14 protein-coding genes are annotated in these 15,551 nt (G+C 42.8%); 5 read left to right on the top strand and 9 right to left on the bottom strand.

Annotated features, from left to right (window positions below; all coding sequences use genetic code 11):
- Window positions 1-487: 487 nt before the first annotated feature.
- The 3 genes from HXY43_RS18970 to ctpB all read right to left on the bottom strand — a co-directional run bounded on the left by HXY43_RS18970 (window position 488) and on the right by ctpB (window position 3,798).
- Complete coding sequence (locus HXY43_RS18970) at window positions 488-1,012, bottom strand: GAF domain-containing protein (protein WP_290886051.1); 525 nt, start codon at window positions 1,010-1,012, stop codon at window positions 488-490.
- Between the two features lie 336 nt (window positions 1,013-1,348).
- Window positions 1,349-2,317, bottom strand: a complete 969-nt coding sequence (locus HXY43_RS18975; protein ID WP_290886053.1) for a glycosyltransferase — start codon at window positions 2,315-2,317, stop codon at window positions 1,349-1,351.
- Window positions 2,318-2,457: 140 nt separating this feature from the next.
- Complete coding sequence (gene ctpB, locus HXY43_RS18980; protein WP_290886055.1) at window positions 2,458-3,798, bottom strand: carboxyl-terminal processing protease CtpB; 1,341 nt, start codon at window positions 3,796-3,798, stop codon at window positions 2,458-2,460.
- Between the two features lie 308 nt (window positions 3,799-4,106).
- On the opposite strand from ctpB, the gene HXY43_RS18985 reads away from it, so the two are divergent.
- Window positions 4,107-4,805 carry a YdcF family protein gene (locus HXY43_RS18985; protein ID WP_290886057.1) on the top strand — a complete coding sequence of 233 codons (699 nt, stop codon included), beginning with the start codon at window positions 4,107-4,109 and terminating at the stop codon, window positions 4,803-4,805.
- Window positions 4,806-4,820: 15 nt separating this feature from the next.
- On the opposite strand, the gene recJ is transcribed toward HXY43_RS18985, so the two are convergent.
- From recJ to HXY43_RS19000, 3 genes are all read right to left on the bottom strand, one after another.
- The gene (gene recJ / locus HXY43_RS18990) at window positions 4,821-7,181 is read right to left on the bottom strand and encodes a single-stranded-DNA-specific exonuclease RecJ (protein WP_290886060.1); all 2,361 of its coding nucleotides are present in this window, start codon (window positions 7,179-7,181) and stop codon (window positions 4,821-4,823) included.
- 5 nt (window positions 7,182-7,186) lie between these two features.
- Window positions 7,187-7,822, bottom strand: coding sequence for a GNAT family N-acetyltransferase (locus HXY43_RS18995; RefSeq protein ID WP_026731995.1), 636 nt, complete (start codon window positions 7,820-7,822; stop codon window positions 7,187-7,189).
- A gap of 97 nt (window positions 7,823-7,919) precedes the next feature.
- The gene (locus tag HXY43_RS19000) at window positions 7,920-8,750 is read right to left on the bottom strand and encodes a PD-(D/E)XK nuclease family protein (RefSeq protein WP_290886065.1); all 831 of its coding nucleotides are present in this window, start codon (window positions 8,748-8,750) and stop codon (window positions 7,920-7,922) included.
- Between the two features lie 425 nt (window positions 8,751-9,175).
- Here HXY43_RS19000 and HXY43_RS26970 point away from each other — a divergent pair, with 425 nt between their 5' ends.
- Window positions 9,176-9,262, top strand: coding sequence for a pentapeptide repeat-containing protein (locus HXY43_RS26970; RefSeq protein ID WP_367161490.1), 87 nt, complete (start codon window positions 9,176-9,178; stop codon window positions 9,260-9,262).
- Window positions 9,263-9,443: 181 nt separating this feature from the next.
- On the opposite strand, the gene HXY43_RS19005 is transcribed toward HXY43_RS26970, so the two are convergent.
- Both HXY43_RS19005 and HXY43_RS19010 read right to left on the bottom strand, forming a co-directional pair.
- Window positions 9,444-9,770, bottom strand: a complete 327-nt coding sequence (locus HXY43_RS19005; protein WP_290886068.1) for a Txe/YoeB family addiction module toxin — start codon at window positions 9,768-9,770, stop codon at window positions 9,444-9,446.
- The gene (locus HXY43_RS19010) at window positions 9,742-10,047 is read right to left on the bottom strand and encodes a type II toxin-antitoxin system Phd/YefM family antitoxin (RefSeq protein WP_290886071.1); all 306 of its coding nucleotides are present in this window, start codon (window positions 10,045-10,047) and stop codon (window positions 9,742-9,744) included. Before HXY43_RS19010 ends, HXY43_RS19005 begins: the two co-directional genes overlap by 29 nt.
- 289 nt (window positions 10,048-10,336) lie before the next feature.
- On the opposite strand from HXY43_RS19010, the gene HXY43_RS19015 reads away from it, so the two are divergent.
- From HXY43_RS19015 to HXY43_RS19025, 3 genes are all read left to right on the top strand, one after another.
- Window positions 10,337-13,387, top strand: coding sequence for an ATP-binding protein (locus HXY43_RS19015; protein WP_290886074.1), 3,051 nt, complete (start codon window positions 10,337-10,339; stop codon window positions 13,385-13,387).
- A gap of 151 nt (window positions 13,388-13,538) precedes the next feature.
- The gene (locus tag HXY43_RS19020; protein ID WP_290886077.1) at window positions 13,539-14,009 is read left to right on the top strand and encodes a transposase; all 471 of its coding nucleotides are present in this window, start codon (window positions 13,539-13,541) and stop codon (window positions 14,007-14,009) included.
- 1 nt (window position 14,010) lies between these two features.
- The gene (locus HXY43_RS19025; protein WP_290886080.1) at window positions 14,011-14,793 is read left to right on the top strand and encodes a transposase; all 783 of its coding nucleotides are present in this window, start codon (window positions 14,011-14,013) and stop codon (window positions 14,791-14,793) included.
- 297 nt (window positions 14,794-15,090) lie between these two features.
- Here HXY43_RS19025 and grxC read toward each other — a convergent pair whose 3' ends face one another.
- Entirely contained in the window at window positions 15,091-15,405 is a 315-nt protein-coding gene (gene grxC / locus HXY43_RS19030; protein ID WP_026732001.1) for a glutaredoxin 3, read from the bottom strand.
- Window positions 15,406-15,551 lie beyond the last annotated feature (146 nt).

Consider the following 15,551-nt stretch of genomic DNA (forward strand, 5'->3'; position numbering starts at 1 on the left):
ACCAAGAAATAAATTATCCCTTCTTGTGGAGTGGGCGTCTCGCCCGCCCTTGGTTATGGGCGGACAGGATGTCCACCCCACAAGAAAAATTGTATGTTTTTTTATTTGGAAGTCCCTTATAAAAATTATGTCTTTATAAATTTAAAAACTCTAGGAATAACAAACCAGTATAGAGCAAATACACTCTCGCTAGTTCAAATGTTTTTGAGTACATATTGTTATTGAGCTTCAACGGGGACACTTTATGTCCCCGTTGTCTTATCTCTCTATCTCTTGGAAACTCTTTCGCTGGTAATTACACTACATGAAATATAGAAGGATTTTCTTGCCTAGAACCAATCCGGCTTTGTGCAAAGCCTGCTAATTTCAGTACTCGCACTGTCAAAGTAGAAAAATTCCATGCGAAGACTTGATGCAGAGTATTAAAGTAGGAGGTGCGTACTTTGAAGCCGAAGACCTCAAAGCAATTTACGCGATCGCGCTCAACTTACTCTACATTAAAAAGCTCTGCATCTGTTACCATCAAACCGATGCGATGTGCCACTAGTTGCAGTTGCTCTATATCACGTTCTGTAAATTGATGGGACTCAAGAGTACCAACGTGCAGTACTCCGACCATATCCTGTTTGAGCGGCACTGGTATGCCGACAAGCGATTTAAGATCCTTCTGACGCAAGACTGGACTGACTACCTCTACTTTCGATAAGTCATCGACTATCATTGGCTTCTTGTTTGCAGCAATGCGACCAGCTATGCCTTGTTTGATGGGAATACGGATCTGTTGTTCTATCTCTTCCTCAAGTCCGATGCTGGCGTACACACCCAAATTCTGTTGCTCCTTTGGTAGCAAGAATGTAACAGTATCAACAGCCATGTACTCTCGCAACCACTCAAGCAGCTTTTGAAGGGATGCAGCAAACTTGGTTTTTGTATTGTTCTGCTCCCCATCTATAAATACATTCCAACCCTTATAGGAACTCGGTAAACCAGTATAATCTCCCCAAAATACCATTACTTACACTCCAGTAAAGACAAAATTTAGAAATTGCAGCAGGATGCGCGAAAATTATAACTTTATTGTAAATATTGAATATGGCGATCGCATGATTAAAATCAAGTGGAAATTTCCGCTAAATAGTACTATTTACACTTGAATTTAACAAGCCAAAAAAAGTTCCTTTTCCAACTCTTTTTTGATAATAGTTTTGCTATCGAAGTTGAGACAACAGCACCGAGCGAACTAAATGCAGCCATTCTGAAATAACTAGAAAGACTGGTTCATACCATCCTTAATTATTTAGATGATTTAATTAGTGATAAATAACTAGCAATTACAAACCAAAAATTTTCAAATATTTTCGATTATCGTTGCTTTTTTCGGCAATTTAGCTTCCCTTTGCCCAGCAGTACGCGCTCTCGCAGTAAACAATCCAATGGGAGTATTTAATAAGTCTACAAGAGAAGCTTTGCCGGCTAAAGCCTTGAAACTATCCCTTGGTAATTCCTTCAATAACCAACGTGCTAATCGATAGCCGCATTCTTTTAGTGTAATGTCTCGCATTAACTCTATGCCGTACAACTCGTGCAGATAGCGATTTGAACGTCCATAGCGCCGCCATTGACTTTGTAATTCCCTAAGTGTAGTACGGTGGCGGTGTTGTACGATCGCCTCAGAAGCAAATTCCAAACGTCCGATATTTTCCCGTTGAATCCGCCAGCAGATATCGGCATCACCCCCGGTGGTAAGATAGGGACGAAACAAACCCGCTTTTTCTAAGGCTTGCCGCCTAATCGCCAAATTCGCAGTTTGACCGTAGGGACAAAACTTATGGGCAAGTGTATGTTTTTGCGATAAGGTTTCTTGGCGCTCAGCAAATACTTCTAGCAAGCTTTGTCCGGGTAGTGCCGTAATTTCACCCGCGACAATTGCTACGTCCTCATTGACAAAAGGCACAATTAATGTATGTAACCACTCTGGTTGAGGGCGACAATCAGCATCAGTAAAGGCAATTATCTCACCACTAGCGGCGCGAATACCTGTGTTGCGGGCGGCGTAGGAACTTTGAATTTGCTTTTCGCTTAAAGGACGAATTAGTAAAGGGGAATTTTCGGCTGTTTGTTGCAGGAGAACATAAGTGCGATCGCTACTATTATTGTCTACCAGCAAATATTCTACCTGTTGTTTTGGGTAAGTTTGAGCCAACAAACAATCGATTAACTCTGGTAAATCTGCTGCGCCATTATAAATAGGAATAACCACCGATACCTTGGGTAAAAAAGCATCGGTGGTAACTGTGTTAACTAAATTGTCATTCATAGATTTGAGATTTTGGATTGGGAATTGTTGGTAGTTGGTTGATTGTTGATTGTTGATGGTTGGTTGTTACAAACAACAAACAACTAACAACAAACAACTTTCTAATTCCTAGTATTCCCAAATCCTCATCTTGACTAAAGCTAAAATCGCAAATCACTAGCGCCAAAGCTTGTTGGTTTTTGGGAGGTTTGATTTTGCAAAGGTTGGGCTAAGCGATTGCTGGAGAGAATTGTCAAAGCACGGGTATACTGAGGATCGTTTTGAGTTCCCAACAAATTTGGGTTAGATGCTAACTGGCGTTGTTGTTCTTGTGTCAAATCTAATTTAATATCTGGTGCAACTCCCTTATGGTTAATATCTGTTCCTTTAGGAGTGTAATAATGAGCAATGGTAATTGCCACACCGGAACCATCTGCGAGTTCATGTACTGATTGCACTAAGGCTTTGCCAAAGGTTTTACTGCCGACTACTATTGCTCGTTTATTATCTTTGAGTGCACCTGCGAGGATTTCGCTGGCGCTAGCTGAATTATTGTCTACTAAGACCACCAAGGGGCGATTTGTGAGAGCCGTGTGATTGGCTTTGCTTACTTCGCTTCCACCTTTGCGGTCTACCGTACGGACAATTGAACCATCGTTCATCCACATCCGGGCAATTTCAATACTCGATTGCAACAAACCGCCGGGATTACCACGTAAATCTAGAACAAAGCCATTTACTTGCTTGCCGTTCAAATCGCGGATAGCTCGTCGCATCTGGTCTGAGGCGTGAGCGCTGAACTCTCGCAAGCGAATATAACCAATACGGCGATTACCTTCTTGCTTCAGTTCATAACGCACTGTCGGTACTTCAATATTAGCCCTTGTCAACTTCAGATCAAAAGCACTCCGTCCATCCCTTTCCAAGCGCAAAGTCACCATTGTACCCGCCCGACCGCGAATCAGCTTGGAAGCATCTTCGATTTTCATCTGATGGGTGGCTTTGCCATCAATTGCCACAATCTCATCTCCAGGCTTGATTCCTGCTTTGATTGCTGGCGAATTTTCCAAGGCTTCTACAACAACTAGTCGCTTGTTTTTTTCATTCACCTCCATCCGAATGCCAATTCCAGAGACTTCCCCAGATGTTTGGCTGGTTAAGGCTTCAAACTGTTTGGGGTCCATGAATCGAGTATATGGGTCTCCCAGCTTTTGTAAGGCTTCGCGGATAGCGACGTAAGCTTCTTCACGGGAAGAATAGTTTTTGCTCAACAGGCTCAATCTAATTGTTTGCCAATTTTGGCGGTTAAAAGAGCCGTCTACATATTCACGATTTACTAGTTGCCAGACTTGGTCAACTACTTGTTTTGGGCTATCTTGTAGTGCTGCCCGAACAGAACGACACCAACCCGGCCCAAATACAGACAGTGTAGCTGTGGTGGCGATCGCCCCTCCAATCAAAGCTACTTGCATTGGCGAGTAACGTTTTGCAGATTGTTTCATGTATATTAGCTGGAATACATTGTGTTGTTGACAGTTTAGCAATCAGAGCTTTCCAGTAATTGATAGTTGTCCTGTTAGACTATACTTTCTTCATCCTTCTATCCTTTAAGTTTTCCTGAAAATCCTGCGATTATTTTTCAAGGACTTTTCCCGCATTAGTCAACTTGCTCAGTCAGCTTACTGCATTAGTATGACACTTTCATCAGTGTCACAATTGCACTCATTATTACCTAATACCAATTGTTGCTGGATTAATTAATTCTAAAGATTAAAAAACTTAAGTAATTTAAATTTTATATAAAAAAGCCATGAACCGTAAAGTTAAAACTGTTAGAAGTATTCCCTCTACAAATTCATTGGGAAATAAGTCACAAATTTTACAAAAATTTGCGATAGGACTCAGTGTTATCATTGGCGTCTGGCTTGTGTCTATAACAATAATTTTAGTTTCAGTTTCCTCTAAGCCAGTAGATGCATTTTTTGTACTTGGTGGCAGTATTCAGCGGGAAATATATATAGCCAAGTTAACAAAACAATCCCCGCCAACCCCAATTTTAATTTCTCAAGGTTCTCCAGATCCATGTATTTGGCTAATTTTTGAAAGAGAAGCAGCTTCAATGAGAAATGTTTGGTTGGAGAAATGTGCTCGTTCAACTTTTGATAACTTTTACTATGCTATCCCTATTTTGCGTCACTGGCATGTGAATAAAGTCATGCTAGTTACTTCCCCAACACACTTGCCAAGGGCAAAGTGGTTAGCACAAATTCTTTTGGGCACCCATGGCATTTGGGTAGAAACAGAAACTGTACAAGAACAAGGTATTCCTGGTAATCGCGAGTCTTGGCCAAAAACTGGACTGGATGTAACGCGTAGCTTGGTTTGGGCAGGGTTAAGTCAGATCGTTCAGCCACAATGTTCGCAAGTTATCAAACTGACAGATGTGAATATGGAAGCTTGGCAGCGTCGCGGTTTTAAGTGTGAGCGGCAGGGGAATCTTAAATTATGAATTATGAATTATGAATTATGAATATTCAGCGTTCATAATTTTTGCGATCGCTTGAATAGTTGATAGAGGTACTTCGGCGAAATACTCGCGCTGAAATTGTTCTTCGCGGACAGCTGCTAAAAACTTGGCAATGGCAGTCTCTGCAAGTGTTGATTCAGGGTTTGGCTGCTGGTTGATGTGCAAATTACGATCTTGTCGCTGGACGATAAAACCCAGAGATTTCAAAGCTTTGAATCCTAAATACAAACTTTGGTCACTGATACCGAGTTTCTGTAAAAATTGGATGCGGGTGGCTGATTGATTAGTACGGCTGAGATATTTAGCAATTCCTACGAGTGTGAGCCATATTTCCTCTGGGGGTTTGTGTTTGGGTTTAGACCATGCGATCGCCAATGGTTGTTGATTGTAAAGCGATCGCCTCAACCATGCTCGTAAATCATCCCAACTAGTGGGGCATTCTTTTAAAAGGAGTGGAACAGATGTAGAGACGCGCCATGGCGCGTCTGGGATATTGCGCCAGTCCAAAATTAATACTGAGTGGTGAGTGAGTCGTGTAGATGTTTCACTAGAACGTACGGCAATTAATCGAATTTCGTAGCGTTTTTTAAAGGTGTTGTAGTCTAATTCTGCAATGCAATCACATCGTCCCAATGGCAATTCATCCTTATAATGTCCCCACCACACACCGGGGAAAGGGTTTCTTGTAGAATCATCGCGAATATCAAACTCGGTTTTTATGTACTGTACCTTTTTCCCCTGCCAATCCTGCTGATTGCGATGCCAAGCATTTTCAAACCAGCAGTTTTGAATTAGCAATTTCGGTACAGGATTGCCCATACCGCAGGGTTCCAAGAGTTTCAGTTCCAAAAATAACTCTTTCCCTAAATCTGCTACCGTTACCGTCAAGTCTGCTTGCACTGTTGGTGCTTGAGTTGCACCGCCCAAAGTTTGCCGTAACTGTTGGTTAATCGCCTCTGTAAACAAAGGAATATTCTCTACAGGTAAACTCAAACCCGCTGCATAAGGATGTCCACCAAAACGATGCAACAGATGGGCTTGGTTTTTCACGAGTTGGTATAAATCAACCGAGTTGACTGAACGGGCAGAACCACGCGCGAGAAGAGGAGGGGGGGAAGTTCTCCCACTCTCCCATTCTTCCACTCCCCCACTCCCTTCTGTACTCAACAAAATCGTCGGTCTTCCTGTCTCCTGCGCTACTTGCCCTGCTACCAAGCCCAAGACACCAACAGCCCACTGGGGGTCTGACAAGACGATGACGCTGGTGGTGGATAAGTCCATTTGGCTGAGCTTTTGGTTTACTTGCTGGGCAACTTCTTTTTGTAAGGACTTGCGGCGGGAGTTTGCTAATTCTGTTGCCTCTGCTAGCTGATTGACACGCTTGTGGTCGCGGCTTGTCAGTAATTCTACGCAGAAACTGGCATCTCCTTGAATGCGGCTAACAGCATTAATGCGGGGGCCGAGACCAAAGGAAATATCTGTAGGGCGATCGCCACTTTTCTGGCACAACTCCAACAATCGACCTACTCCCGGACGTCGCCGCTGGGTCGGAGTTTTTTTAAAATCTTCTTGCAGTCGCCCAATTCCCAACTGTGCCAAATAACGACAATCTCCACTCAACTGCACTAGATCGGCAATTAGACCTACTGCTACTAAATCCCACAAATCTTCTAGAGGCTGTTGCGGGATATCAGGCAAAGCTTGATACAGGGCTTCCACCAACTTGTAAGCCACCGCAACCCCGGAAAGATGAAACAACTGATGGTCACTTGGCAAATAGCGAGGATTGATGATGGCTGTGACTGGCGGACGCTCTACTGGCAAGGTGTGGTGATCGGTAACAATAACATCGATATCTTGCTGCTTTGCATAAGTAATTTCACTAATATTTGTACTACCGGTATCGCAAGTCACGATTAACTTACAGCCTTGCTCGCCTAAATTGTCAATGCCAGGACAGTTAAGTCCGTGAGATTCCGTAAGTCGATTGGGAATATAGTAAATTAACTGCGTATTTTGCACAAAGAACTGACCCAAGCCATCCCACAATACAGCAGTGGAAGTGATACCGTCAGCATCGAAATCTCCCCAAATGGCGATTTTTTCCGCTGCTTTCCATGCTTTTTGCAACCGTTCTACTGCTAGTTGCATTTCTTGTCCAAATTCAAACGGACTCGCTGATTGATAAGTTTTGGAATCAAGGAAAGCTGCAAGCTGTGGGATTCCCCGTATACCTCGTTGCCATAGCAACTGCGCTGCATACTGTCCGCTGGATGCGGATACGTATTGCTTGACAGCTTGCAGGAACCATTCGGGTGGTTGTTCAGTTGAGGTCAAAATCCACTGCTGTTCAGGCATATTGTTTATACGGGAGAATCTTCTTGGCGTTGAGATTCACTCATGAGGACATTAAGGGCAACTTCATTAGTAATAGCTTCAGCTTTACGAGTGCGGATAGGACGCGATGATTTCCTATAACCTGCTCTTTCGGCTTTTTGACGTTCGTAATCAATTAGTCTGCCATAATATTCATGCCTGCTTAAATTCATCGACAAGAAAACATGTTGGCGGATATTACCAAATCCTTTGCGGCGAAAAAACTTCACCGCTGGAACATTTTCTGGATCGGTGTCTACCAACATAAATCTAGCCCCATCTTCGATCATGCGGGCAATGACAGTATCAACTAGTTTATCTCCCACGCCACGCCGTTGAAATTTTGGACTGACTCCTAACCAGAGAATATATCCATAAGTCCAGGATGCCTTTGTGATGATAGTTCCTAAAACAAATCCTGCTAGTTCCCCATCAATTTCGGCAACAAGACAGTATTCTGGATCGGTGTTGTAAAGTCCAATCACTTCCCACTCATCCCAGCAACGATATAGATAGGGATATAAATCGCTGGTAAATAATTCTTCTCCCAAATGATAAACAGGGGCTATGTCGTCAATTCCTAATTCGCGGACATAAACCGCATCAAATTCATCTGAATGCATAAAATAATATTGTTGTTTGTTTTTTGTTGTTTGTTGTTTGTTGTTTGTTGTATGGAACAACCATTAACAAACAACTAGCAACCACCAACAAATTCCTTCATAGGGATACCTCTTGGATCGTAGCGAGATTCAGTAAGTTAGTGCCCACTGGATGTGAAGGAGATTTTGCTTTTGATGTTTGTTCAGAATTAAGCTGAGGGCGATCGCACCTCTTAGCAAATTGGCAATATTCACAAGCTTTGCTACCCTCTGGCACTTGCGGAAAATCTTTCCCCTGATAATAATCTTCCAGCCAATGAGTTAATTTACTTAACAGTTGCGTAAGTTTTTTAGCTGTTTTCTTATGTTGGGCGGTATCATAACTAAATTTTATACTCTGTGGTTTACCTTCAGACTGGACAAACCAGTAGGTCATTGAAATATTTTCTGGTAGATAATCGCTGGTTTCAGCTAATACGTACGTATAAAGGCGTGTCTGCCAATTTTGTTCTAACTTACGTTTATTGGGCAGTTTAGGATGAGTCTTCCAATCGAGAATTTGTGCTTGCTGGGGATCTGCAATCAATAAATCGTAGACAACTGTGAGTAAATAATTTTGTACTGGCAACGTGCGATAGTGTTCGCTTTCTCGAAAAGTTTGGTTGTCAGTCGCAGGCGTTAAAATTTCTGGTGCTACATTTGCAAAAGCTGTCATCCAACTTTGCAGTTGGGCATCGGCTTGTAGAAAACTATCAATTGGCAAACCCATTTCTCGCTGCTGCATCAGCAGGTGAAAGCGACTCCCCAAAATCTGATGTTCTTCACGTTCCGGATCGGCAGGAGAATAAAGTTGTTCCAAGTAAGAGTGTTGGAACTGACGCGGACAACGTTCTAAGAGATTAAGTTGTCCTTGGGAAAGTCGCAGTAAGTGAGTTTTATTTGACGTCATTTTATTAGAATAACAAGATCCTAGCTGCTGGACTCAGATGATATGGAAAGGCGGTTTGCTAAGTACAGCTTTAGTAGTGGTTTGAAACGCAGAGGCTCGCAAAGGTTAACGCAGAGTGTCGCGGAGTCTTGGTGCTAAAATTTCGCTATGAATTTATGTAATGTTGTACTAAGAAAACTGGCAAGGTGCAGTTCCAGCTTTGCGAAGGTGTAGAAATTATCTCGGCACTTCAGGTTTCCAAGTAAAAATTTAGGGCTTTGATCTGGAATGTTCAAGTATGAAGCTTGACATTTCTTGTTCAAAGCTTAAATTTTGCTGTTTCAAGTGAGAAGTTTCTCGTTTCAGATGAGACGTTTCTCGTTTCAAGTGAGAATATTGGAGTTTTGAGAGCGATCGCCATTCTTCTTCATCAGCATGTGTAGCTTTTGACTATCCTTAGAGAGGCGAACCTTGAAGGGGCGAACCTTAAACGGGCAAACCTTGAAGGGATAATTCTTGAGGGTAAAGACTGAAGCGATGAAAAAGGCGATGGGGAGGTGGGGAGAAAATTTATATTATTCCTTCTGCCTTCTTCAATCGTAGTGATACCAATCTGCATTAGGAACTGTAATTTTGTCATACTGAGCGTAACGAAGTGAAGCGAAGTATCTCGCGAGATTCTTCACTTCGCTATCGCTCCGTTCAGAATGACACTTAAGAACGCAAATTGGTATGATACCGACAAGCTAGAAAATCAATCTGAGTGTTTCCTACCCGATAGACAAGCCGATGTTCTAAATCGATTCGCCGTGACCAGATATCTGCATCCAGATACTTCAATGGTTCTGGTTTGCCGATACCCTCGAAGGGATCTTGCATGACAGCCGTCACTAAATCCAAGATTTTCGACGCTTTGTGAAAATCTTGCTTGCACCACCGAGCCAAATCTTCTTTGAATTGAGAACTAAAACCAGGACTGCGATTAACTACAACTGGTTGAACTTCATCAACTTCAGATTTCTTTTTCTTCTTCTTGCTCAATCCCCAACTCCTGCTGAAGTTCTGCGATAGTTTGAGGTTGAATCTTTCCTGTTTTCGACTCTTCTATTGCATCCAGCAACCGACGTGCATTAGCAGGGGAACGCAAAAGATAAACCGTTTCCAGCAAACTCACCAAATCTGACTCAGCAATCAAGGCTACATTTTCACCATCACGACGTTTGATGATATACACTTGATGATTTTCTACTACCAGGTCTAACAACTTAAAAAAGTCATTTCTCGCATCGGTTGGGGATGTGATTTTGTAAGAAAGCATCAGTTTATGTACATGTTTCTGTACATAGATCGTAAAACTGTTTTTATCTCATTGCCAATTACCTGTATTCACATGTTGCACCTCGAATTTCAGACGGGCGAGGACGCCCGTCCCACAAGAGCTTTATTGGTTTGTGGGGTGGGCGTCTCGCCCACCCAATTTATTAACGCAAGAAGTGTGTATATTGATGTGATTTACGCTACCTTATTTCCTGCTTTTTCTTAAGCGATCGCCTTTTTCTCTATTTGGGAACACTCTATTTAAGGTGTGTCCCAATGGAGTAACAAAAATGACTGAAAATCATGTGAGTTCAACTTTTTCCCCGGCAGATCGGGAAGCGGTGATACGGGCGATCGCGACAATTAAAGAAAAGTTACCGTTGCTGGAGGACAAAGATCGGGTTTTTGTCAGTCAGGTTGTGGAAGCGGGGACGCAATACTCAGATTTTCTGTCCACTGACAATCCCCAAAAAAAGCGTCGGACGTTGCAAGAGATTGTTAAGCAACACCAAAAGTTAAATTTTGTCGGACGAGAAGAAGAAATTACCCTATTTCGTCAAAATTTAGAATTACCACTTGAGGACGATCATCGTCGCTTTATCTTTAATGTTGTTGGCGCAGGTGGTGTTGGTAAAAGTTCCTTGCTGCGGCAATTTCGCCAAATAGCCGAACATGCAAACTTAATTAGCGCATATACAGACGAATTGGAAAAAAGTGTACCAGAGGTAATGAGTCGTCTGGCGCAGCAGTTAGAACAGCAAGGTTACAAACTTGTTCGGTTTAATGAGAGTTATCAAGCTTACTGCCAAATATTACAGGAATTAGAAACTGATTGGGAATGCCCTCAAGGGTTTTCGGCTTTTGTAGAACGAACTCTCCCTCATAAAGAAGTGTATTTGACGCAGCCAATTCCGGGTACTGATGTTGTCTTGGAATTCGCAGATCGGCATGTTGAGGTAACGCAGGGAGATTGGACAGCTTACGCAGCCAAAAAATTAGCGAGTAAAGACGAATTACGCTTATTGCAGGAAGCTATTGCTGTCTTGACGCCTCTGTTTTTAGAGGATTTGTGGAAGGTAGCAGAAAAATCAGATATTGCTCTGTTTTTTGATAACTGCGATCGCACAGAGGAATTTTTAGACCCCTGGCTGAGAGATATTTTGGATGGTCGTTATGGTGACGTACCGTCGAATATCATACTGATTATTGCAGGTCGGCAGGAGTTGGATAAGAACCATTGGAGATGCTACGAGGGATCGATGGTGCGTCTGGTTTTAAAACCTTTTACCGAGGAAGAAGCCAGACAATATCTCTCCTATAAGGACATTAACGACAACGAAATTATTGATGTGATTTTGCGCCTTTCTGAAGGCTTGCCTTTACTTGTTGCCACTCTTGCGGTGGAAACTCCCGATGACACCAGTCAAATTGGCGATGCTAACGGAATGGTGGTAGAACGCTTCTTAAAGTGGATGAAAGATCCCCAGCGGCGACAAGGAGTACTTAATGCTGCGCTGCCTCGGTATTTATATCGAGACGTTCTAGTGCAATTGCGCTCAGAGGAAGAGGCGGATGAATTGTTAAATTGGCTGCAACAGATGCCGTTTGTGAAAGTTCATCCAAATGGTTGGGTATATCATGATGTTGCCAAAACTCTGATGTTACGTCACAAGCGGCTTTCATCAGCGCAAAGTTGGACGCATTTGCAAGGGAAGTTGGCGGACTATTACGATTCCTTGGCAAATGACTTGCAACTGGATGAAGAGAAAAAATGGTGCGATCGCCTTTGGCAAAGCCACAAGCTGAATGTGTTGTATCACCGCTTGTGTCAAACACCACACAAATATTTGCCTTTAGCTCTTAATGAATTTATGGAGGTTCTCCAAAAGCATTATAAATTTGCTCAAAGCTGGGCAGAAATAATCGTTCAGGCTGGGAAAGATTCTGATGCCACAGAAGTTCAGCGTTGGGGTGAAAAGCTACTCAAAGGATTGAAAGCCTGGAAACAGCAAGACTATGAAGTCACTGCTCAAATGTTCACAGCACTGATAGAGCAGGGCAGAATGGATCGGAAGTGGCGAGCCTTGGCTATGAGTTTTAGAGGTGCGATTTATTACATCAGCAAACGCTACGATGAAGCTTTAAAGAACCTCAATCAAGCGATTACACTTGACCCGACACTAGATTCAGCGATCGAACTTCAGGGTCATGTTTATAGCAACAACAAGCATTACTCAGACGCAATCAAAAGCTTTGACCGCTTGATTAAACTTGACCCTAATCATCCTAGGGCGATCGCGCAACGGGGCTATATTTACCAATTGATGGAGCGCTATGACCAAGCCCTTATAGACTTTAACCGCGCCCTTGAACTTGACCCCAATTATACTTGGGCAAAGATACAACAGGGGTATAACTATTTACTAGTGCAGCGCTATGCCGAAGTTGTGCGGGCATTTGATGACATCCTGAAACTTGAACCGGAGCATATTAGGGCACTTTTACTGCGAGGAGTAGCATATTATTTAATGGGGCGTTATGGTGAAGCGATCGCGGACTTTGACCGCGTTCTCAAATATGAGCCGGATAATATCCAGGTGAGAACGTTACGAGGTACAGCATATTACTTGTTGGGAAATTATATCGAAGCCCTACCAGACTTTAACCGCATTCTGGAACTTGATCGAGATCGTGGCAAGCTGCTACATGTCTACGTACTGCGGGGTGAGACTTATCGCCAGATGAAGTGTTACGCTGAAGCTTTGCAAGACTTTGATTGTGCCATTGAGCTTGACGCTGATAACGCTGGGATAATCGCCCGTCGGGGTGAGACTTACCAGTTGCTAGGAAGCTACGATCAAGCCCTCAAAGATTTTAATCATGTTTTAGAACTTGATCAAAATAACGATAAAGTTTTTGTTAGTCGCGGTTACATCTATCTGATGCTCAAGCAGTATGACGAGGCTTTTGCTGATGTTAACCGTGCTGTGGAATTAAATTCCAATGATGATTGGTATTTGTATTTACGCTCTTTAGCGTACCAAGCTTTGAAGCAACCGCGCCAAGCACGAGCAGACTTTGTTCTTGCCATTAAAATTGCGAAGAAGCGTTACGAACAAGATACTCAAGACTGGCGCAATACGTTAAACATCGCCCTTTATTATTTGGCAGTTGAGTTTTATCCAACAGTCGAAAGTTTATACAAGTATGCGATCGCTAAGGGTGCTTCCCAAGAGTACATCCGTAAAGCTATCCATGATTTAGATGATTTTTTAACAATATTTCCTGAGCGTATGCTGGTTAAATGTATGCGCGAGTTATTACAATCTGCTTTGAATTGATGGTTAATTGTTGGTGGTTGTTTATTGTTTGTTGTTTGGAACAACCTACCAAAAATTCTGGGGTTAGAGCCTCGTCCTAGAAGGACGACTTTATTCTATTAATCGTCATTCCGGTTATTAGATATGCTAAAATAAGTCAGGAGGTGATTAAGTGTTTAACCTGACTTACGAGTTTAAATTAAAACCAACTCAATCCCAAATAGCTATTTTTGAAGAATGGCTAGAAACCCATAGACGGGTTTACAACCATGCTTTAGCAGAGCGTAAGGATTGGTATAAATCTCGTAGCTGTCAAGTTAACGCTTGCTCACTTAAATGCGAATACATCATTCCTGCCGATGCACCGCGTCCAACATTTGCTAGTCAATGCAAATCTTTGACTGTTGCACGCAAAGAAAACGAGTATTTAAAACGTGTAAATGCTCAATCTTTGCAGCAGACTTTAAGGCGACTAGAAAAGGCTTTCGTCTCAATGTGGGAACAAAATTATGGGTTTCCAAGATTCAAAAAGCCTGGGCGAATGCGGTCTTTCTCTTTCCCGCAACTAGGAGCAACCCCATTAAGTAACGGGTATATGAAATTGCCTGTAATTGGCGCGGTAAAAGTAAAAGTAGAGACGTAGCATGCTACGTCTGTACTCGCGGTCAATTCCAGAGGGGGGAGTAATCAAGCAAGCCCTTGTAGTCAAAAGGGTTTCTGGGTGGTACGTGATGCTAACCGTTCAATGGGATGTTAATCCACTACAACCAATGCCACATGGGGAAGCAGTAGGGATTGATGTAGGACTAACAAGTAGAGACGTAGCATGCTACGTCTCTACTTCTAACGGGCTTTTGGTCAAACGTCCGAGGTTTTTTGTAGATGCCGAACGCAAGCTTAAATTACTGCAACAGCGCGTTTCCAGAAAACGTAAAGGCTCGAACAATTGGCACAAAGCACAGAGGAAAGTTGCTTCATTGCATGAGTACGTTGCTAATTGCCGTAAGGACTGGCATAGAAAACTGTCTCACCAAATATGCAATTCGACTGGAATGGTGTTTGTTGAAGATTTGAATCTTGTCGGCTTGTCCAGGGGGATGCTTGGTAAGCATTGTCTAGATGCCGGATTTGGTCAATTCTTCAACATCCTTGAACAGACTTGTTTTAAGCGTGATGTTTATTTCCAGAAAGTAGATAGCCGCAAGACGAGCCAAATTTGCCCAAGTTGCGGAACCCAGGCAGGAAAGAAAGAGCTATCAGAACGTACTCATGTTTGTTCAAATTGCGGCTATATAACTGACAGAGATGTTGCAGCCGCTCAAGTAGTTCTCGTTCGGGGACTTGCAGCCGTGGGGCACACGGTCAAGATGCTTGCTGAGGGTAAATTCATTGGAATCCCTGTGAAGCAAGAATCACCGCACTTATAGGGCGGTGAGTGTCAATAAGTAGATAGACATAAATAAAGTAAAAATAGGGCGGGCGAGACGCCCACCCCGCAAGAACAATAAATCTCTTGTGGGGTGGGCATCCTGCCCGCCCTTGTCAAAAAATAAGCACTTTATGTTTAATTACGTCCATCTACTTAGCAAATAAGAGCCAGGGGCTCTAATTCTCGTGACCAGGTTGAACCTGGTCACGAGGTTGTCACCATGAAAAATAAGTCTATTAACGCCGACTTAATTAGAAAATTTGTTTAGCGATCGCTACGACCTTATTCCTAATTCCTAAACTGCTGGTTGAGTGAGAAGAGGATCTAGTTGACCTTGTGAATCTAACTCATACAGGTCATCACAACCCCCTACATGCTGATTATTGATGAAAATCTGCGGCACTGTGCGGCGTCCATTGGCACGCTCTGCCATTTGCGCTCTTGCTGTTTCGTTGCCGTCGATTTTGTATTCAGTGAAGTTGACACCCTTCCACCAAAGCAGCATTTTGGCACGAATGCAATAAGGGCAAGTTTGCCATGTATAAATTTCAACGTTGGCTTTAACGTTTTCTGGATGGCGATTTAAAAGAGAATTGAGAAAGTTGAGCATATTTAAAGTTTTATGGATTTTGTGATTTACAGCAAATTTCAAGTGAATCAGGTACAGTTAGCAAATCCCTCACCCTCTTTCCCTCTCCCAATATTGGGAGAGGGATGTCCGTCAAAAGTGAGGGTGTACTTCATTTTCATGCAAAG

Source organism: Fischerella sp. (genome assembly GCF_013388695.1).
GTDB lineage: Bacteria > Cyanobacteriota > Cyanobacteriia > Cyanobacteriales > Nostocaceae > PCC9605.